This is a genomic window from Nocardia sp. NPDC019219 (genome assembly GCF_040632645.1).
GTDB lineage: Bacteria > Actinomycetota > Actinomycetes > Mycobacteriales > Mycobacteriaceae > Nocardia > Nocardia sputorum.
Genome location: NZ_JBEYCG010000017.1, coordinates 158,293 through 178,190, shown reverse-complemented (window position 1 = coordinate 178,190; position 19,898 = coordinate 158,293). Strand labels below are relative to the sequence as shown.

Sequence of the window (19,898 nt, the reverse complement as noted above, 5' to 3'; positions counted from 1 at the left end):
CCTCGGAGTCGTCCGCGAGCACACTCCTCGTGCTAGGAACATGGCATGGTCGAGTCGTTCCGCACCACCTCCTGCGTCAGCCACGGACATCCGGAGTTCACCGTCGTGTTCACCGAGCCGCAGTTGCCCGGCATGGAGAACTGGCTGCTGTCGTATCTGGAGTCCACCGTCGCGGCGGGGACGCGGTACCACCCCGGCGAGACGATCCGGATCGGCTGGAATCTGGTCCGGGTGCGTGGCCGCGACGACGGCACCCTGGGCCTGGCCGAACGCACCGATACGCAGACCTGGGCCGAGCAGGTCGACCGCACCCTGCGTGACGTCTGGTATCAACGCGAAGTGGCGGCCGGAGTCGGTTTGACCGATCGGCTGGACTTTCCCGGCGAGGATCAGCAGGCGATCGTCTCGTCGTGCGGACTCGAATCGCCGGTGCTGGTCCTGACCCGCGCCGCGACCGACGACCCGGAGTTCTCCGGCTGGTCGGTCGAGTGCTTCGAAGACCACGCGCACCGCTCGTCGTACTACACCACGCTGCTCGAGCTGGCCACCGCCATGCCTTTCGCGGTGCAGTTCCTCGCGCTTCCGGCCACGACGACGGTGCTGATCGAAAGCCCCGAGATCACCCCCACCGGCGCCATCCGGCCGCACATCGTGGATGCCGACGGCGTGGAGATGTGCCCGATTCCCGGCTCCTACCTGGACTATCTGGTCAACGGCGCACCGGCCGACTAGTCGTCGGGTCCGAGCAGATCCGTCACGACGGCGTGGGCGGTGCGCACGCCCCACTCGTCGCCCATCTGCCGCGCGGTGTGCGCCGCGGCGATCACCGCGTCCAGTTCGAACGCGACGGCATCGGCGGCACGGCCGTCGAGATGACCCTGCTGCTGGGCGCGGCGAATCTCCTTCACCAAGAACGTGAGCCAGTCCCGCCGGTCTTCGGCGATGGCGTCACGTACCGGTCCCGGTCTGCTGTCGAATTCCGCGAGGGTCGCGACGCGGAAGCACCCGCCGGGAAACGCCGGCTCGGCCACCTGACCGAGCCAGCGCTCGACCAGGGCGCGCAGGCGCGGTAGTCCGGCGGGCTCACTCAGGCTCGGCGTGATGACCTCGTCGATGAAGACCTGCCGCGCGGTCTGCACCGCGGCGAGCTGCAAGCTCTCCTTGCTGCCGAAAAGGGTGGCGATACCGCTTTTGCTCAGCCCCAGATCGGCGGCCAAGCGGCCGATGCTCAGGCCGGTGAGGCCCTCGACGGAGGCCACCTCGGCGGCGCGGCGGGCGATCGACGCCCGCGCCCGGGCGCCTTTGGCCACCCGCTGGTCGGTCTCGCGCGGCCGGCCACTCGCGGTGACGGACTCGGTCATGCACTCATTCTTCCACTTCGCTGTTGCACATACGAACGTATGGTCGTACTTTAAGTGAACGAACGATCGTGCGTTTTGTTTCCCTCTTCCTAAGGACTTCCCCATGACCGAGGCGTCCGTGCGGCTGGACAGCCCGCCGACCGCGACCGCGGCTACCCGCACCTTGCTGATCGCTTGCGGCGCGGCCTTCATCGCTTTCCTCGACCTCTCCGTCGTCAATATCGCCTTCCCCTCGATCGCCCGGGACTACCCCGACACGGCCACCACCACGCTGACCTGGATCGTCAGCGGATACGCGGTCGCTTTCGCCGCCCTGCTCACACCGGCCGGACGTTTCGCCGACGCGCTCGGGCGCCGCAGGCTGTTCCTCGGCGCGCTGGCCGGTTTCGCCCTCACCTCGTTGCTGTGCGGACTCGCTCCGACAGCGGGCTGGCTCATCGCGGGCCGGGTGCTGCAAGGCGCGACAGCGGCGCTGATGGTGCCCTCGGCCCTCGGCCTGGTGCTCGCCGCCACCCCGCGGGAGAAGATCGGCGCGGCCATCGGAGCCTGGTCGGCCGCGGGCGGGTTCGCCGCGGTGGTCGGTCCCGCACTCGGTGGCGCGCTCGTCGAAGGATTCGACTGGCGGGCGGTCTTCGTGATCAACGTGCCGGTGGCACTCCTGCTCATCGCGGCGGCCCTGCGCATTCCGGCCGTGGACGGCCGTCCTTCCGGCGGCGCGCTGCCGGATCCGCTGGGCACACTCGCGGTGGCGCTGGGTCTCGGCGGGCTGGTCGCGGGCGTCACCGAGGGGCAGCGCTGGGGCTGGACCTCGGCGGGGACGCTGTCCGCGCTGATCGGCGGCGGACTGCTGGTCGTCGCCGCGCTGGTCCGCTCCGCGCGTCATCGCGAGCCCGCGATCGCCGTTGACCTCTGGCGCAGCAGCTCCTACGCGCTGGCCAACGCGACCTCGTTCGTCTTCGGCGCGGCCATGTTCGCCTGGTTGCTGTCGGGACCACTGTTCCTCGACGCGATCTGGGGCTACTCGGTGCTCGGCTCGGCGGGCGCGATGACCATCGGGGCGGTCGCGTCGATGATGACGGCGACCGTCGCGGGCCGGGTCGCCTCGCCCACCGCCCGGCGATGGCTGGGTGTGCTCGGTGCGGCGATGTTCGTCGCGTGCACCGTGTGGATGAGCACGGACGCCTTCGGACCCACCCCGGCCCTGTGGTCGGCGTGGATTCCGGCCGGCGTGCTCGGCGGTGGCGGCATCGGCTTCGTCGTCACGGTGCTGGGCACCGCGGCCGCGAGTTCCCTTCCACCGCAGCAGTTCGCCGCCGGAACCGGGATGAACCTGACCGCGCGGCAGGTGGGCGGCGCGCTCGGCGTCGCCGTGCTGGCCGCCGTGTTCGCGGCGCGGCCCGACGATCCGCTCGGCGCGTTCCACACCGTCTTCGCGGTGTGCGCGGGCATCGCCGCCGTGGCCGCCTGCTTGGCGGCGCTTCCGACCCGCACTCCCGCATTCTCCGCCGACAACCAGGAAAGATAATGAGCGACAACAGTATTCGTACCGAAGCGAACGACCCGCTGCTGCTGCCGCCCGCGGAACAGCGACGCCTGCTCGCCGACGCGCCATGGCAGCGCTACGCGGTGCTCGGCGACTCCATCGCGCAGGGCGTCGGCGACCCGAGCCCGGGGTACGAACCGGTGGGCTGGGCCGATCGCGTCGCGAGCGTGCTCACCGCGGTCCGCCCGGGTCTGGCCTACCTGAACACCGGCCGGATCGGCGCCACCTCCGCCCAGGTCCTCGCCGAGCAGCTGCCCGCCGTGCTCGAATTCCAGCCGGATCTCGTGCATCTCAGCTGCGGCGGCAACGACCTCTTCCTGCCCGGCGGCGACCTCGCCGAGCTGCGGACGAACCTGGACACCCTGTTCGCGACGTTGACCCGCACCGGCGCGCAGGTCGTCACGTTCACCCTGGCCGACGTCTGGGAAGTCGAGCGCATGGCGCCTATGCGCCCGATGCGCGAGCGGATGGCCGCGCTCAACGATATGGTCCGCGAACTGGCCGCCCGCTACGACGCACTCCTGCTCGAACTCTGGGACCACCCGCTGCGCCTGCGGCCGGACCTGATGAGCGCCGACCTCATCCACTTCAGCATGAGCGGCCACGCCGTGCTGGCCTCGGACATGGTGCGCACGTTGGCCGGTCACGTCCTCGCGCCGCGCTGACGGCGACGAAAGGGGGGAGGCAGCTGCGGCAGCGGATGCCTCCCCCACGTTTCGAGGCGGGCGTCCACCGAGCTGCCACGCTCCGACGGTCAGCGCGACAGCGGCACACGGGGAGCGCCCGAGGATTCGCGCGGCCCCATGGGTTCGTTGCGCAACCTCGTGAGAACCGGCCGAGGGGCACGCCTGGCTCGAAGCATCGACGCTCCGCAAGCGAATGGAAGCAGTGTCGTGCGACCGCATCGGTCCATCGCACGGCCCAGATCAGACCGACCGAAGGGCGCACCCGGCTCGGAGCATCGACGCTCCGCAAGCGGATGGGAAGCAGTGTCGACGTCTCGGAAGATTTTCGCGACCGAATCGGTCCATCGCACGGCCCAGTTGAGACCGCCGAGGGGCGCACCTGGCTCGGACGCTCCGCAAGACGGACCCCTGCCCGTGCGTCCGCAGGATCGGCACTTCGCGACCGCCGACGCCCGTCGGCACTGCCCGCGGGACCGCCCTGCATGCCCTGCACTGGTCGCCCGTCACGGTGCCGCGTCGGGTCGATCGTCCGTTCCGTAGCGGTCGAGCAGTTCGGCGCCCAGGCGGGCCAGCTCGGCGCGGACCTCGGCAGGACCGAGGACTTCGATCGAAGCGCCCCAACCGGCCAGCTGCTGGGCGAGCATCCAGGCGGTGGGCGCGGTGACGCGGACGCGGACGCGGCCGTCGTCGGCAGGACCGTCCACGACGCAGTTCCTGCCCTGCTGGTCGCGCAGAATCGGCAGCAGGCGTTCGGAGATCAACAGGGTGGCGGCGGTGGTCGCGCGCCGCCGTTCCATCTCCTCGACCACCTGTCCCCAAGCGGCGGCGAGATCGAAATCGTCCGGGCGGTGCGCGGGTTCGCCGGTGACCAGCGCCTCGGCGATCCGATCGACGCGAAACGTCCGCTGCCCCTGCTCGGTCCCGGCGACCAAATACCAGACGGCGTCCTTGTCCACCAGTCCCCACGGGTCGACCAGACGCTCGGACCGCTCGCCGGTGCGGTTCGCATAGCGCAGCCGCACCTTGTTGCGCTGCACGACGGCGCGTTGCAGCAGGGACACCACCTCCGGCAGCGGGCGATCGGTCGCGCCCCAGCGCGCCGGGTCGATCACCACGGCATCGGCCGCCGCTTCCGCATCCCCTCGGAAGGTCTGCGGCAGCGCCCGGACCAGCTTGCGCAGCGCCGACCGGGCCTCCGGCGCCGCGCCCGCGGACGGACCGGCCAGGAGGAACAACGCGCGCGCCTCCCCTGCCGTCAGCCCGCTCAGATCCGTGCGCGCACCTCCCACCAGCGACCAGCCACCGCCGCGCCCGGGCTGCGGATACACCGGCACCCCGGCCGCCGAGAGCGCCTCGAGGTCGCGGCGCGCGGTGGCGACCGAGGTCTCCAGCTCCGTGGCGACCTGCGCGGCCGTCACCCGTCCCCGGCTCTGCATCATCAGCAGGATCGCCACCAATCGGTCCGCTCGCATGCCCTGATTCTGCCGTTGAAAGTGCTCATTCGGTGCGCACTTTGCCTCGGATGATGGAGACAACAACGAAAACAACGACTCGAAGGAGAACCCCATGTTGCGCGGAATGGCGACGAGCACCTTCTACGCCGACGACCTCGAGGCCGCCAAGGACTGGTACACCCGGTTCTTCGGCATCGAGCCCTACTACCACGTCCCGGGCGGCTACTACGAGTTCCGCATCGGCGACTACCAGCACGAATTCGGCATCGTGAACCGCGCCTACGCTCCGGCCGGAGCCCGCAACGCCCCCGGCGGCGCGATCGTCAACTGGCACGTCGACGACCTGCAAGCCGCCTTCGACCGGCTGCTGGAACTCGGCGCGACCGTGTACGACCCCATCACCCCGCGCGGCGACGGCGAGGGCTTCGTCACCGCCGCCGTGGTCGATCCGTTCGGCAACGTCCTCGGCCTCATGTACAACCAGCACTACCTGGACATCGTCGCGAAAACCGGGACCGCCTAGGCCGAGGAGAAGGCGACGTGCTGCCGGATCCGGCTGGCCGGACAGCACGCCGCACACTCCGACTGTTACCCGACCGCTGGGCTTACCGGCATCCTTCCCCGGCGGTCGGATCGCGGCTGCGTCGCCTGGTCAGGGGCGGAACCAGCGCTCCAGGACGGTGGCGACGCCGTCGTCTAGAACGTGGCCGGTCACTTCGTCGGCGAGGTCGCGGATGTCGCCGGGCGCGTTGGCCATCGCGACCGAATGCGCTGCCCAGCGCAGCATCTCGCGATCGTTGTATCCGTCGCCGATGGCCAGTGTCGCCTCGTCCGGCACACCGAGGGCGAGGCGGAGTTGTTCCAGCGCCCAACCCTTCGACACGCCCTGCCGGGAAACGGTGAGCCACGGCCCGAACTCGCCGTGCACCCAGCTCGCACCGGGCACTCGCAAGGAGCGCAGGGCGAGCAGCATCTCCTCCAGCGAACCGTCCGGCAACCAGCCGTTCAGGCGCGGAGTCGGCTCGCTGCTCAACGCGTGATGGTCGACGAGCAGGTACTCGCCCAAGGAGAATTCGCCGGGGCCGGCCCCGGTGGCCCAGGTACCGATGCCGACCTTCTCCACGGCGAAGATCATCGCCGGGAACAGCGCGCGCAACGCGGTGATCGCAGGCGCGGGGTCGAACGATTGGATCGCGACCGGTTCCCCTCTGGCCACGTCGATGTGCACGGCGCCGTTCGAGCACAACGCGTGGCCCTCGCGCAGACCGAGTTCGGTGAGCACCGGGCGTGTGGTCAGCAGCGTGCGTCCCGTGGTCACCACGACGTGCGCCCCCGCCGCCACGGCCGCGCGCACAGCCTCGACCACCCGCGTACTGATCGGTGTTCCCGTGTCCAGCAGCGTCCCGTCCACGTCCAGCGCGATCAGCTGGGGACCCCCGGATGCCATCAATCCATTGTGCCTCGGCGTCACCGCGTCGAACAGCGAATCCGGCGCAACGAGACCCCCACGCGCGCCGAATGATTCACCGTCCGAACGGTCGCCGCTAACGACCGCGGCCTCCGCCTCCGCCGCCCGCCGACGAACCGCCGACCGAGCCGGACCGGCCCCGCGACCCTCCGGACGACGAAGCCCCCGAGGAATTCCCGCCCGAATGATTACCCGCCGACGAGGCGCCCCCCGGACGCCCGCCCGATGCGGATCCACCGGACGAGGGTGACCCACCGGCCGACGAATTACCGGCTGCCCCCGCGGAGGACGACCCGTGCGTCGAAGAATTGCCGGTCGACCCACCCGACGCCGAACCACCCGTAGACGAATTACCGTCCGACCCACTCGAAGACGAACCATCCGACGCCGAATCACCGGCTGACCCGCCCGAGGACGAGCCGTGCGACGACGGATTGCCATTCGACCCGCCCGAGGAGGAGCCACCCGGCGAAGAATTGCCGGTCGCCCCACCCGAGGACGAACCATGCGACGACGGATTGCCGGTCGACCCACCCGACGACGAACCGCCCGGCGAGTCATCGGACGCTCCGTTCGCGGCGGAGTCACTCGTCGAACCACTCGACGCGGTCCCACTACCGACGCTACCGCCTGACGTTCCCCCGGCATCGCCGGACGAAGCGCCCCCGGCGTGCGCACCTCCCGAGGACGACGAACTCGCCCCGGAGGAGCTTCCCGGCTCCCCCGATCCGGCACCCGAGGAATCGGGCGTTCCGGTCGAGGAAGTGCCCGCAGCGCTTCCCGGCAGGGTCCCACCGGAAGCCGGGCCGGGTTCCGCAGGCGTCGATCCATTCTGCGGCACGGGAGCGTTCGGCCCCGGCGTTCCCGGCGCGGGCTGGCCGGGCAAGCCCGGAACCTGCCCCGGCAGCGGTAGACCAGGAGTCGAAGACTGCCCGGGAACGGGCGGCTGCGCGATGTCTCCGGGCACGGGACGCGGCGCGAACGGCAGCGGGTTCACGAAGTAGGCGGGATCGCCGTATCCCCGGTAGCGCAATCCGCCCGGCGCGCAACAGTTTCGCGGGTCACGATGCGAGCCGGACCGCGACTCCGCTACCGAAGGACCATAACCGGCGCTACGCGGAGCCGGTGTGATGAACCGGGTGTACGCGGAGGTCCGCTGCGCGAGAGCCGCCCGGCCCGCGTACCAGGCGCCGGGCGCGGACACCCAGGACCAGGCGTCGGCGAGTTGCTCGTCTCCTACGTCGACCAGCAGGCTGCCGGTCGGCGCGCCGAGCTCCGGCAGACGCTCGAGCAGCGGCGACAGTTCGGGAACCGTCGGGCCGCCGAAGACGGTGGCCGCCGACATCGCGACCGCGGAGACCACCGCCGCACTGGAGAACACCGCGACCCGAGGCGCGGTGGATCGGCCGTCCGATGCGCCGAGCGCCATGGTGCGTGCTGCCATGAGGGCGGCTCCAGCGGCGATCGTCTGGCCGGGGTCCGCCGAGATCACCAGGGGGCGGCCGAGTTCAGCGAGCGTCCGCGCCACCTCCGCGGGGCGCGACGCGCCGCCCACCAGCAGGACGCGGCTGATATCCGACAGGGTGACACCCGCCTCCCGCACACAGTCGCGGACCAGTTGCAGCGAGTCCTGCACATGTGCGGTGCGCAGCCCGTCGATGTCGACGATGGACGTCATCGACAGTCCCGCGGACGACACGCCGGGGGCGTACCGCGCGATCATCGACCCCAGCGGCCTGCCGCCGAAGTCGTAGGACCGCCTCGGCTTTCCGATCATCGGATGGTTGTCCCAGTCCGGACCGACACGCACGATACTCACGTCGAGGCTGGTGCCCCCCAGGTCGTAGATCAAGACGAAGCCGGTTTCCAGCGGGCCCTGCTCGTGCTCCAGCCATTCCGCGGCCGCGACCGGTTCGGGCACCAGGAGCACGTCACCCGACCCGGATAGGTCCAACGCCTGCCGCAGCAGCGCCACCTGCTTGTCGGAATACATTGCGGGATACGTGGTCACGACGCCCGCTTCGGACGCGCCCGGCTGCGCCGCCCGCAGCTCGCCGACCACCGCGGCGACGAGATTGGCCGGTGACCAGATGCGGCCGCCGACGATCACCGCTTCCGGATCCCGGCCTAGGTCGGCGAAATCCGTGACCGCCATGTCGAATCGCGGAATCCCGCCCAAGCGCAGTCCACCCGCGCTGTCGAAGGTCACCGCGGTGCGCCGAGACCGCACCGTCGGCCGTGGTAGATCCGCGCTGACCGAAGCCGCCACGGAGTTCACTGCACCGATGCTGAAACCCAGACCTGTCGTCATTCGCTATCCCGTCAACGCACCGTGACCACGTCCATCACATGGCGTTCCCCTGTGGCCGCGGTCGTCTTCCAAACAGCCACCACAGGTTAGCTGTTTCGCGTCCACGCGTATGCGCAATTGATACGGATTGTTCGCCCGAAAGCCATTGTCGTCCGAAATGCCAGGCAGATGCGAGTCGATCGGACCGTCCAGCCGGCTCGACAGCGCGAATCAGTCTGCGATATCGGCCATTCCGCTATCACACAGCGATCTCGAAATCGCCGAGACAATCAGACTCCAGGCCGGTTTACCAAGCGAAACCACACCGCGCGACAGGCACCGACCGGTCGGTAACCGAATCTTTGCCCTCGTGCAGCACACCCACTTCTCGGCCAAATTTATGACACATCAACTAGATGTCCGATATTCGCCAGCATCGCCGTGCGCCTCCGGCTTGACTCGACAGCGGATCCCACCACGGAGGCGGGATCGCGAGAGCGGAAAGGGAATTCGACGATGGCAACACGGTTCGCGGAGCAGGTCGTCCTGGTCACCGGCGCGACGTCGGGTGTCGGCAAAGCGGTGGCGCTGCGCGTCGCGAGCGAAGGCGCCGCGGTGGTGCTCGGCGCCCGGGGCAAGGACGCGGGCGAGCAGGTGGCCGCCGACATCCGCGCGGCAGGCGGGCGTGCGCTGTTCGTGCCGACCGATGTCACAGTGGAGCAGGACGTGGCCCGGCTGACCGACGCCGCGCTGACCGAATACGGCCGCTTGGACGCGGCGTTCAACAACGCGGGCGCGGTGTGCGCCTTCGGTCCGGTAGCGGACATCGATGAGGCGGGGTGGCGCGCCGATCTGGAACTCAACCTCACCAGTGTGTTCTACGGCTTGCGGCATCAGGTGCCCGCGCTGGCGGCCTCCGGCGGCGGCGCGATTCTGAACAACGCGTCGAATCTCGGTGTGGTCGGCATGGGTTCGGTGGCGCCGTACGTCGCCGCCAAGCACGGGGTGGTCGGCTTGACCCGTGCCGTGGCGCTCGAGGCCGCGGATCAGGGTGTGCGGGTGAACGCATTGGTATCAGGTGCGGTCGATACCCCGGCGTTCCGGAATTCCATGGGCGCGACGCCCGAAGGAGAGGCGGCCATCGCGGCGCTGCACCCGGTGGGCCGCATCGCGACACCGAAGGAGATCGCCTCGTTCTGCGCTTATCTGCTCAGCGGTGAAGCCAGTTTCGTCACCGGCGCGGCCCTCGCCATCGATGGCGGTTTCACCGCACGGTGACCCCGCACATGGAACCGCCTCGAGATACCGGCGCGGCCGGGGTATCTCGAGGCGGGGTCCGTCAGGCGCGAGCCAGCAAGCGGCGGACTCGGCCGGGGCGGGCTCCCACCGCTCCCCCGGCGCGGACCGCGGGCTGGCGCAGCCGCACCAGCCGATCGAATTCCGCGGCGGACCCGGCGGGTTCGGGCAGGCGACCCGCGTTGAAGTCCGCGGCCAGCTGCCGCACCGTCTCCTGCGCACAGGACTTGTTGGTGCCGATGAAGCCGGTGGGCCCGCGCTTGATCCAGCCGGTCACATACGTCCCGGTGACCACGGCGCCGCCTGGATGTTCCAGCACCCGGCCCTCCTCGTTGGGGATCACCGCGGCCTGCTCGTCGAAGGGCAAGCCCGGCACCGCGACGCCGCGGTAACCGACCGAGGTGAGCACCAAGCCCGCGTCCAGCCGGTCGGTCCGCCCCGTCGCGACGGCGCGGACGCCGCCGTCCGGACCGGTGACCAGCTCGGTGCGGCCGACCTCGAGGCCGGTCACCCGATCGGTGCCGAGGATCTCGGTGGGCGCGGACAGATAGCGGAACACGATGCGCTTGCGTTCGCCCACCGGCCGGCTGCGCACGCTGTGCAGCAGCCGCAGCTTCTGTTCGACATGGAAAGGCAGTTCCGCGCCGAGTTCGGGCAGTTCGCCCTCGACCACGACATCCACATCGCAGCCGAGCAGGCCGACGAATTCCGGCACGGTGAAAGCGGATTCGAGCGGGCCGCGCCGGCCGAGCACGACCACTTCCTCGACCTTGCTCTCGCGCAGCGCCCGCAAGGCGTGGGGCGCGATGTCGGTACCGGCCAGCGTCGCGGGGTCACTGGTCAGCACGCGCGCGACGTCGAGGGCGACATTGCCGTTGCCGACGATCACGGCACGCCGGGCGGACAGGTCGAATACCCGGTCGGCGTAATCGGGGTGACCGTTGTACCAGGCCACGAAATCGGTGGCCGACACGGTGCCCGCCAGACCCTCGCCCGGGATGCCGAGTTTGCGATCCGACGACGCGCCGACCGCGTAGATCACGGCGTGGAAATGGTCGAGCAGTTCGGCGTGCGAAACATGCGCGCCGACATCGACGTTCAAGTACGAACCGAACCCCGGCTGCGCCGAGATGACGTCGAACAGCTCGCCGACCTTGCGGGTCTTGTCGTGGTCCGGGGCGACGCCGTGCCTGGCCAGCCCGTAGGGCACCGGCAGCCGGTCGAATACCGTCACCGACACGTCGGGCTGGGTCAGCAATTCGTCGGCGGCGTACATCGCCGACGGACCCGATCCCACGATCGCCACCCGCAGCGGCGTGCGCTCGGTGTGGATCCGTGCCGCGGGCACCGGTCGCGCCAGCAGGGGGCGCGGCCGCGCCTGCCGGTAGAAATCGGCGTTGATCTCGATGAACGGCTTCTGCTCAGCGGTCAGCTTCTGCGCTGACACGATGGCGTCGACCGGGCACGCGGTGGCGCAGGCGCCGCAGTCCACGCACGCCCGCGGGTCGACGTACAGCATCTCCGCCGTCCGGAAGTCCGGTTCGTCGGGCGTGGGATGGATGCAGTTGACCGGGCAGGCGTACACGCAGGACGCGTCGCTGCAACAGGATTGGGTGACGACGTACGGCATACGACTCAGGCGACCTTGCTCACGGCGCGCAGCGGCTCGGACCGGTACCGGGTGCTCGGACCGTCGATCCCCAGCGCCTTCCAGACGGCCTTGGCGACCGGGTTCATCAGCCCGATGTCCTTGGCCAGGGCGCGCACGTCGCAGAAGTAGTCGCTGAAGACCTGCTTGGCCTCCTTCGAGCCGTAGAACAGCTCCTTGCGGACCTTTTCCGGGATATCGAACTCGGTGAAGAACGACCGCGGCGGCGTGACGATCGCGCGGCCGAGGATCCACATGACGATCGGCATGGCCAGCGACAGGATGAACTTCTGCGCGGGCTTGGCCTCCGGCACATGGTTCTTCAGGAACTCGTGCGCGAAGGAGATGTGCCGCGCCTCTTCCGCGACGTGAATGGCCATCACGCCGCGCATGATCGGGTGCACCTCTTCGCCGGAGCGCAGGATCTGCTTCTGGATGTGGTCGATCGGCTCCTCACCGGCCAGCACGGCCATGAAGAACAGGTTCGGGAACCAGGCGGCCACCGGCGCGCCCAGGTACTTGAACTTGCTGACCAGCGGGCCCATGCCGGGCACGTCCAGCCCGATCCGGTTGACCATTTCCTGGAACATCAGGGTGTGGTTGTGCTCCTCGATCATCTCGTGGGAGCAGTACCGGAACTCCGGCGAGCCGTTGGGCAGCCCGAAGTTGTGGATGACCATGCCGCTGATCAGGATCGACTCGAATTGCAGGCCGACCTTGGCGATGTTCGCCTGCCGGTACTTGCCGACCGCGATCTTCTGTTCCTTGCTCAGCGCCTGGTACCAGGGATGGCGGGCCACGGTGTCGGCGGACACGGGCAGGATCCAGCGCTCCTCACCGGCGTCGGCGGCGAAGTCGGGGTTGTCCCAGTCGATGTCCTCGAAGGGATCGAAATGCTTGTTGACCGATCCCTCGGAGAGCAGCAGCAGCTTGGCGGCGTACTCCTGCGCCTTCTCCAGATCAGGATCGACGGCTGGTGTCACGGCTGCGGACATCGTCGTCACTGCCTCTCGTCGATGGAACCGTTTAACTGTATCCCATAGTTACACCAACGGAGAGTCACGTCAACCCAGCAGTTGCTAGGGCCGTCCGGCGATGCGCGCCCTCATCACGCGCACCGCCGGACGGCCCCTGTTCATCGCAGCCCTGACCGGGCGCCTAACTCACCAGCACCCCGTCACCGGCCGCCAGGATCGAAGTTCCGAGACCGAACACCGCCGACATGCTCGTCACGACAACCGCCCGGCCCAACCGGCGCCGGGTCCGGCGCGACAGCATCAGGGCGCGTGTCGTGGCACGGCGCCGTACGCGGCGGCGCCTGGCCCGACGCTGCTCGGCCACCGCTTCCGCCACGAGCGCCGCCCTCCGGCCGATGATCGCGGCGCCGTCGGCGGTGGTCCGCTCGGGATCCGCGGCAGCGATCACCGGCCTGGCCAGTTCCGCGGCGAGCACCTCGGCCACCTCCGCCGGGCGCGCCGCCCCGCCGACCACCAGGACCCGGTCGACGTCGGCCATGGTGACATCCGCGACGCGCAGGCAGCGGTAGACGAGTTCGAGCGACGCCCGGACATGGCGGACGCGCAGTTCTCCGGCGAGCGTGTCGGCGACGGACTCGGACACCGAGGACGAGGACAGACCCTGCCCGGCATGCTCGGCGATCAACGCGCCGAACGCGCGCCCACCGAATTCCGTCGAACGCAACGAGACGCCGACGATCGGGTTGCTCGGACATCCCGCGCCCACCCGGACCAAGGTGACGTCCAGCCCCGCGCCGCCGAGATCGTAGACCAGGGTGAGCCCCGGCATCAGCGGACCGCGGTCGGCTTCCAGCCAGGCCGCCGCCGCGACGGGTTCGGCGACCAGCGCGGCCTGCGTGAGGTGGACGCCGTCGAGTGCCGCGCGCAATGCGTCCACCTGCTCGTCGGCGTAGCGGGCGGGGTAGGTCACCGCGATGCCGAGCCCGGCGTCGCGGCCCGCCTGGTCCTGCAGCACCTCGTCGATCAGGCACTTGGCCACGGTGGCGACGAGGTCGGCCGGCGCGAGCGCGCGATTGCCCACCCGTGCCCACGTACTGGAACGCTGCGTGAGGTCGGCGAATTCGGTGACCGCGCGGCCGTGCCGGGGAATCATGCCGACCCGGGCGACGCCGGTGCTGTCGAAGGTCAGCGTGGTGCGGCGCGTGATGGTCTGCGCCCGCTGCGTTTTGCGTCGCCCCGGCGGAGCCTTGGCCGAACCTTCCTCCGCCAGAACGGAAACCGTGTTCACCGTACCGATGCTCAACCCGAGACCAACCGCCATCGCAATCCACCCGATCGCCGTGCCGATTTGCTTCGAACGCGTTTAGGCAACCACTCCGCGATCTTCGTGCCAAGTCCGGACACCCGATTGTCCGCAAGCCGCCTGTGCCGCACCGCACCGTTTCCGCGATCTTCGGCGCGCTCACCTGGCCGAGCAGCGTTGCACATGCCGTCCAGTCGGGTTTCCTTGCGACACGCGAGGATCGATCGTGCCCGGTGGAGGTTTGCCGGGTTCCGGCTGTCGCGGGAGACCTCGCCCATCCATAGCGCTCCACATGCGGAGACTCCCCTTGGCCAGACTCCACTGAGCGGTGCCGATGATTTGCCGATCGGCATCGAACGCCGGACCGACGGCAACCACGGACACCAGCATCGCCTGCCGAGCCCGGCACGATCGTCCCTGCGGCTGCCACATCGCCGCCCGGACGGCAACCGCACCGCAGCTCCGGCACAGACCGTCGCCACCCCGAATGCCGACGAGCGCAGCAACCTTTCAGCGCCGCGCTCGTCGCACACCAGGACGCGGTTACCCCGCCGAACGCCTAGTGGGCGGGGAGCTCGGGGATCCGGGTGGCGCGGACGTACACCGTCTCACCGTCCGACAGCCGCAGCGCTTCGGCGTCACCGCGGGTCACCTGCGCGGCGAACAGGTCGCCGGTGGCCGCATTGCGCAACTCCACGCGCACCTCGAAGCCGAGGTGCACCACGCGCTCGACCGTCGCCCTGGTGACACCCGCGGACTCCGCGGTGCCCTCGTGCTCGGCGAGCGCCATGCCGGGATCACGGCCGACGCGAATGTCGTGCGGACGCACCAGATGTCCGTTGAGCCGGGCCACCGCGCCGAGGAACGACATGACGAACTCGTTGGCCGGCCGGTCGTACACGTCCTCCGGAGTGCCGATCTGCTCGATGCGGCCCTTGTTCATCACCGCGATCCGGTCGGCGACGTCCAGCGCCTCCTCCTGGTCGTGGGTGACCAGCACGGTGGTCACGTGGACCTCTTCGTGCAGCCGGCGCAGCCAGGTCCGCAGATCGGCACGGACTTTGGCGTCCAGCGCGCCGAACGGTTCGTCCAGCAGCAGCACCTGCGGATCGACGGCGAGCGCGCGGGCCAGCGCCATGCGCTGGCGCTGACCACCCGACAGCTGGGCCGGGTAGCGATGCTGGAAGCCGTCCAATCCCACGATGCCGAGCAATTCGTCGACGCGCTTGCTGATCTCGCTCTTCGGGCGCTTGCGGATCTTCAGCCCGAACGCCACGTTGTCGCGCACGGTCATGTGCTTGAACGCCGCGTAGTGCTGGAACACGAAGCCGATGTCGCGCTTCTGCGGCGGCACCCGGGTGACATCGCGTCCCGCGATGCTGACCACGCCGGAGTCCAGCGACTCCAGTCCGGCGATCGAGCGCAGCAGCGTCGACTTGCCCGAGCCCGACGGGCCGAGCAGCGCGGTGAGCTCGCCGGAGGGAATGTCGATGGTCACGTCATCGAGGGCCGCGAACGTGCCGTAGTTCTTGTTCGCGTTGGTCACGGTGATCACTTTGCGCCCCGCTTACGTTCGAGGATGGTCATCAGCAGAAGGGTGACGAGGGCGATGCCCATCAGCAAGGTCGCGGCGGAGTAGGCGCCGAAGGTGTTGTGGTCGTTGATGTACCGGCCGTGCACGAGCAGCGTCAGCGTCTGCGACTTGCCCGGCAGCGCGCTGGACACCATGATCACCGCCCCGAACTCGCCGAGTGCGCGGGCCACGGTGAGCACCACGCCGTAGGTCAGGCCCCACCGGATCGCGGGCAGCGTGATCCGCCAGAACGTCTGCCATTTCGACGCGCCCAGAGTGGCCGCGGCCTGCTCCTGGTCGTCGCCGATCTCGTGCAGCACCGGTTCGACCTCGCGCACCACGAACGGCAGCGTGACGAAGATGGTGGCGATCACCATGCCCGGCAGGTTGAAGATGACCTTGAAGCCCCACTCTTCCAGGCCGCCGAACCAGCCGCCCGCGCCCCAGAGCAGGATCAGCGACACGCCGACCACCACGGGCGAGACCGCGAACGGCAGGTCCACGATGCCCTGAACCAGGTTGCGGCCCGGGAACTTCCCACGGACCAGCGCGAGCGCCGTCACGATGCCGAAGACCACGTTCACCGGCACGGTGATCGCCACGATCAGCAGCGACAGCTGGAACGCCGAGATAGCCGCGGGCGTCGTGATCGAGTCGGCGAACGCGCCGACGCCGCGCTCGAAGGTGCGCCAGAGGATGATGATCAGCGGCAGGACCAGCAGCACGAACAGATAGCCGAGCGCCACCGTTCGCAACGAGATACGGGTCAGCGGATGCAGTTTCATCGCGCCCGCTCCGTCCCGCGAGTATTTCCGCGCCCCGGCGACGCCGGGCGCTGTGCGCGATCGTGTCTCATCGAGCCGCCTGCTCCTTGCGCGCGCTGCGTTCCGCGAGCAGCCGCAGCACCAGCAGCGTCGCGAACGAGATGGCCAGCAGCGCGACCGACACCGCCGCCGCGTTCACCGGCCGGTCGATCTCGATCTGCTTCTGGATGTACTGGGAGGCCATCTCGGTCTTGCGCGGGATCGCGCCGCCGATCAGCACCACCGAACCGTACTCGCCGATCGCGCGGGCGAAGGCCAGTCCGCCACCGCTGATGATCGCCGGCGTCAGCGCGGGGAGCACGATCCTGCGAAAGGTGGTCCAGTTGTTCGCGCCCAGCGAGAGCGCGGCCTGCTCCACCTCGCGGTCGGCCTCGATCAGCACCGGCTGCACCGAGCGCACCACGAACGGCAGCGTGACGAACGCCAGCGCGACTACCAGGCCCGGCTGGGTGGCGTTCAGGTGGATGTCCACCGGACTCTGCGGACCGTACAGCGAGAGCAGCACGATGCTGGCCACGATGGTCGGCAGCGCGAACGGCAGGTCGATCAGCGCGTTGACGACACCCTTGCCGGGGAACCGGTCGCGGACCAGCACCCAGGCGATCAGTGTGCCCATCACCACGTTGATCACCGCCACCACCACCGAGACCAGCACGGTGATGCGCAGCGAGTCCAGCGCGGCAGGCGCGGTGACCGCGTCCCAGAAGCCGGACCACCCCTCCTCGAAGCTCGTCACCGTGAGCGCCGCCAGCGGCAGCAGCACGATGATGCTCAGCCACAGCACGGCGGTGGCGATGCCGAGCGGCCCCACGGAGCCGGTCACGCGCAGCCACGACCAGTTCCAGCGGCGGCCCGCGCGGGCTGCCTCGGAGACGCCGGGACCGTCTTCCAGCACGGTCCCGGCGTTACTGCTCTTCGTCACGATCGTCCAGTATCCCGTGTAACGAGGGTCACCCGGTCACTTGGTCGCATTGTCGTAGATCACCGCGACCGAGCCGGTGTTCGGGGTGAACAGCTCCTTGTCCACCGTCTTCCAGCCGCCGAGGTCGGCGATCGTCCACAGCTTCTGCGGCGTCGGGAAGTCCTTGGCGTAGTCGGCGGCGACCTTCGGGTCGACCGGGCGGAAGCCGGCGGCGGCCCAGGCCTTCTGCCCCTCGGGGGTGAAGAGGAAGTCGCGGAACGCGACGGCCTTCTGCTGGTTCTTGCTGTTCTTCAGCACCGCGACCGGGTTCTCGATCTTGAACGTCACCGGCGGGACGAAGTGCTCGATCTGATCGCCGTTGCGCTCGGAGAAGATCGCCTCGTTCTCGTAGCTCAGCAGCACGTCACCGGTGCCCTGCAGGAAGGTCTCGGTCGCTTCGCGGCCGGATTTGGGCTGCACCTTCACGTGGTCCTTGGAGACCAGCTTGCTCAGGTAGTCCAAGCCGGCCTGGGGGTTCTTGCCGCCGTCGCTCTTGGCCGCGTACGGCGCGAGCAGGTTCCACTTGGCCGATCCGGAGCTGAACGGGTTCGGGGTGACCACCTCGACGCCCGGCTTCAGCAGGTCGTCCCAGTCCTTGATGCCCTTGGGGTTGCCCTTGCGCACGACGATCGCGACCACCGAGCCGAACGGGACGCCCTTGGTGGCGTCGGCGTTCCAGCTCGCGTCCACCAGGCCCGCGTCGACCAGGCGGGTGATGTCCGGCTCGACCGAGAAGTTGACCACGTCGGCCTCGGCGCCGTCCTTCACCTTGCGGGACTGGTCACCGGAGGCGCCGTAGGACTGCTGGATCTGCACGCCCTTGCCCTGCTCGGTCTTGTTGAACTCGGGGATCACCTTGTCGAAACCGGGCTTGGGCACGGCGTAGGCGTACAGGTTGAGGGTGCCGCCGCTGCCATCGGAAGCGCCTCCCCCGACCGTGTCGCTGGCTCCGCCGCCGCACGCGGTTAGCGCGACCGCCGCGACTGCGGCGAGGGCAACGGCGCTGTAGCGTCGACGCGGCGAAAGCCAAGATTTGCGAGCCATCGGGGTGGACCTTTCGTGCGGACCGCCATTTCTCCGGTAATACATCGGTGGCGGCGACCATCTTCTTGGATCAGCAGACCTGCCGATCGAGCGATACGGCAGCGGCGACTATCGGCCCCAACGGGCCGCTGGGAGGCGGGCACATCCGCAGGAAGCGCGCCAGTCTGCTGGGAACGAGACGCGGAGGTGCCCGGTTGCCGATCAGCGACAGTAGACGTCCGCGACCGCGAGATCACCGACAGCAATCAACGCCAATTCATGGCGGACCTGCGGGACGGCGCTCGAAGACACGGGCAGACTTTATCAGAGCGAACGACGGAGTTCGAATCGAAGAGTCCCAGGAAGAGGGGGGTTTCATCCCATGACCACCAGTCCGGATCGCGTCCGCGTCCAGTTCCCCGGCATCAGCACCCGCACGTGGGAGCATCCCGCCGACCGCACCGCCCTGGTTACCTTGCGGTCACTGGCGGGCTTCGACGTGGTGCTGCGCACACTGTCGGGTTTGCTGCAAGAACGCCAGCACCGGCTACTGTATCTGGCCACCGCCGTCCGGGTGGACGAGCGGCAGTTCCGCACCCTCCACCACCTGCGCCAGGACGCCGTGCGGATCCTGGACGCCCCCACCACGCCCGAGCTGTTCGTGCTGCAGAGCCCGCAGGTGAACGCCCTCACCATCGGCATGGACCGGCCGTTCATCGTGCTGACGACGGGCTTGCTCGAACTGATGGACACCGAGGAACTGCGTTTCGTGGTCGGCCATGAGGTCGGGCACGCGCTGTCCGGCCACGCGGTGTACCGCACGATGCTGATGCACCTGCTGCGGGTCTCCGCGAGCGTCGGCTGGCTGCCGGTCGGCGGCTGGGCGCTGCGCGGCATCGTCGCGGCCCTCATGGAGTGGAGCCGCAAGTCGGAGCTGTCCGGCGACCGGGCGGGGCTGCTGTGCGGCCAGGATGTCGACGCGTCGGTGCGCGTCCATATGAAGACGGCGGGCGGCGCCTGGGTCAAGGAGATGAACCACGGGGCGTTCCTGGCCCAGGCCGACGACTACGAACGGTCCGGCGACCTGCGCGACGGCGTGCTGAAGCTGCTCAACCTGGAGTTGCAGAGCCATCCCTTCTCCGTGCTGCGCGCGGCCGAACTGCGCCGCTGGATCCAGAGCGGCGACTACGATCGCGTGCTGGCGGGCGACTATCCGCGCCGGGACCAGGATCGCGCCACCAGGATCACCGACGAGATGAGAGCCGCCGCCCGCACCTACCGCACGAACTTCGACCAGTCCGAAGACCCGCTCATCCGGACCGTGCGCACGCTGGGACGGGATGTCGGCGCGGCGGCGAGCACGGTCGCCCACGAGGTCGGCGACACCGTCGCGAAGCTCGGCAAACGGTTCGGCGACTGGCGGACCGGCGGAAACTGACCGTCAGCGGGTGAGCAACCAGGCGACGACGATGAGCACGAGCAGGGCGACGA

General features: G+C 69.3%; 18 protein-coding genes. 6 read left to right on the top strand and 12 right to left on the bottom strand.

Features of this window, described 5'->3' with window-relative positions; all coding sequences use genetic code 11:
- Positions 1-45 precede the first annotated feature (45 nt).
- The gene (locus tag ABZ552_RS27390; RefSeq protein WP_357440682.1) at positions 46-732 is read left to right on the top strand and encodes a hypothetical protein; all 687 of its coding nucleotides are present in this window, start codon (positions 46-48) and stop codon (positions 730-732) included.
- On the opposite strand, the gene ABZ552_RS27385 is transcribed toward ABZ552_RS27390, so the two are convergent.
- Entirely contained in the window at positions 729-1,361 is a 633-nt protein-coding gene (locus ABZ552_RS27385) for a TetR/AcrR family transcriptional regulator (protein ID WP_281874874.1), read from the bottom strand. The genes ABZ552_RS27390 and ABZ552_RS27385 overlap by 4 nt on opposite strands.
- Before the next feature lie 103 nt (positions 1,362-1,464).
- On the opposite strand from ABZ552_RS27385, the gene ABZ552_RS27380 reads away from it, so the two are divergent.
- Positions 1,465-2,886 (top strand): MFS transporter, encoded by a 1,422-nt coding sequence (locus ABZ552_RS27380; protein WP_357440679.1) that lies wholly within the window; start codon positions 1,465-1,467, stop codon positions 2,884-2,886.
- Entirely contained in the window at positions 2,886-3,569 is a 684-nt protein-coding gene (locus ABZ552_RS27375) for an SGNH/GDSL hydrolase family protein (protein ID WP_281874876.1), read from the top strand. The genes ABZ552_RS27380 and ABZ552_RS27375 overlap by 1 nt, the downstream gene beginning before the upstream one ends.
- A gap of 524 nt (positions 3,570-4,093) precedes the next feature.
- Here ABZ552_RS27375 and ABZ552_RS27370 read toward each other — a convergent pair.
- A complete protein-coding gene (locus ABZ552_RS27370) occupies positions 4,094-5,062 on the bottom strand; it encodes a YafY family protein (protein ID WP_281916922.1) in 969 nt (322 codons plus the stop codon).
- Between the two features lie 94 nt (positions 5,063-5,156).
- Between ABZ552_RS27370 and ABZ552_RS27365 the strand changes: the two genes are divergently transcribed.
- Entirely contained in the window at positions 5,157-5,567 is a 411-nt protein-coding gene (locus ABZ552_RS27365) for a VOC family protein (protein WP_281874878.1), read from the top strand.
- 129 nt (positions 5,568-5,696) lie between these two features.
- Here the strand turns inward: ABZ552_RS27365 and ABZ552_RS27360 are convergent, their stop codons facing one another.
- Both ABZ552_RS27360 and ABZ552_RS27355 read right to left on the bottom strand, forming a co-directional pair.
- Positions 5,697-6,491, bottom strand: a complete 795-nt coding sequence (locus ABZ552_RS27360; RefSeq protein ID WP_281874879.1) for an HAD family hydrolase — start codon at positions 6,489-6,491, stop codon at positions 5,697-5,699.
- A 97-nt stretch (positions 6,492-6,588) separates the two neighbouring features.
- Positions 6,589-8,823, bottom strand: a complete 2,235-nt coding sequence (locus tag ABZ552_RS27355) for an Hsp70 family protein (protein WP_281916921.1) — start codon at positions 8,821-8,823, stop codon at positions 6,589-6,591.
- A gap of 495 nt (positions 8,824-9,318) precedes the next feature.
- Here ABZ552_RS27355 and ABZ552_RS27350 point away from each other — a divergent pair, with 495 nt between their 5' ends.
- The gene (locus ABZ552_RS27350; protein ID WP_281916920.1) at positions 9,319-10,080 is read left to right on the top strand and encodes an SDR family oxidoreductase; all 762 of its coding nucleotides are present in this window, start codon (positions 9,319-9,321) and stop codon (positions 10,078-10,080) included.
- Positions 10,081-10,141: 61 nt separating this feature from the next.
- Here the strand turns inward: ABZ552_RS27350 and ABZ552_RS27345 are convergent, their stop codons facing one another.
- From ABZ552_RS27345 to ABZ552_RS27310, 8 genes are all read right to left on the bottom strand, one after another.
- Positions 10,142-11,728, bottom strand: a complete 1,587-nt coding sequence (locus ABZ552_RS27345; RefSeq protein WP_281916919.1) for an FAD-dependent oxidoreductase — start codon at positions 11,726-11,728, stop codon at positions 10,142-10,144.
- Between the two features lie 5 nt (positions 11,729-11,733).
- On the bottom strand, positions 11,734-12,741 hold the full coding sequence (locus ABZ552_RS27340; RefSeq protein WP_281874884.1) for a diiron oxygenase: 1,008 nt from the start codon (positions 12,739-12,741) through the stop codon (positions 11,734-11,736).
- 163 nt (positions 12,742-12,904) lie between these two features.
- Positions 12,905-14,011, bottom strand: coding sequence for an Hsp70 family protein (locus ABZ552_RS27335; protein WP_281916917.1), 1,107 nt, complete (start codon positions 14,009-14,011; stop codon positions 12,905-12,907).
- A gap of 574 nt (positions 14,012-14,585) precedes the next feature.
- A complete protein-coding gene (locus ABZ552_RS27330; protein WP_281874886.1) occupies positions 14,586-15,581 on the bottom strand; it encodes a sulfate ABC transporter ATP-binding protein in 996 nt (331 codons plus the stop codon).
- Positions 15,578-16,384 (bottom strand): sulfate ABC transporter permease subunit CysW, encoded by an 807-nt coding sequence (gene cysW, locus ABZ552_RS27325; RefSeq protein ID WP_281874887.1) that lies wholly within the window; start codon positions 16,382-16,384, stop codon positions 15,578-15,580. Before cysW ends, ABZ552_RS27330 begins: the two co-directional genes overlap by 4 nt.
- Positions 16,385-16,451: 67 nt before the next feature.
- Positions 16,452-17,252 (bottom strand): sulfate ABC transporter permease subunit CysT, encoded by an 801-nt coding sequence (gene cysT, locus ABZ552_RS27320; RefSeq protein ID WP_281881103.1) that lies wholly within the window; start codon positions 17,250-17,252, stop codon positions 16,452-16,454.
- 129 nt (positions 17,253-17,381) lie between these two features.
- Positions 17,382-18,428 carry a sulfate ABC transporter substrate-binding protein gene (locus tag ABZ552_RS27315; protein ID WP_281874888.1) on the bottom strand — a complete coding sequence of 349 codons (1,047 nt, stop codon included), beginning with the start codon at positions 18,426-18,428 and terminating at the stop codon, positions 17,382-17,384.
- A gap of 201 nt (positions 18,429-18,629) precedes the next feature.
- Positions 18,630-18,719, bottom strand: a complete 90-nt coding sequence (locus ABZ552_RS27310; RefSeq protein WP_321210233.1) for an Ms4533A family Cys-rich leader peptide — start codon at positions 18,717-18,719, stop codon at positions 18,630-18,632.
- A gap of 70 nt (positions 18,720-18,789) precedes the next feature.
- Here ABZ552_RS27310 and ABZ552_RS27305 point away from each other — a divergent pair, with 70 nt between their 5' ends.
- On the top strand, positions 18,790-19,845 hold the full coding sequence (locus tag ABZ552_RS27305; protein ID WP_281874890.1) for a M48 family metallopeptidase: 1,056 nt from the start codon (positions 18,790-18,792) through the stop codon (positions 19,843-19,845).
- Positions 19,846-19,898 lie beyond the last annotated feature (53 nt).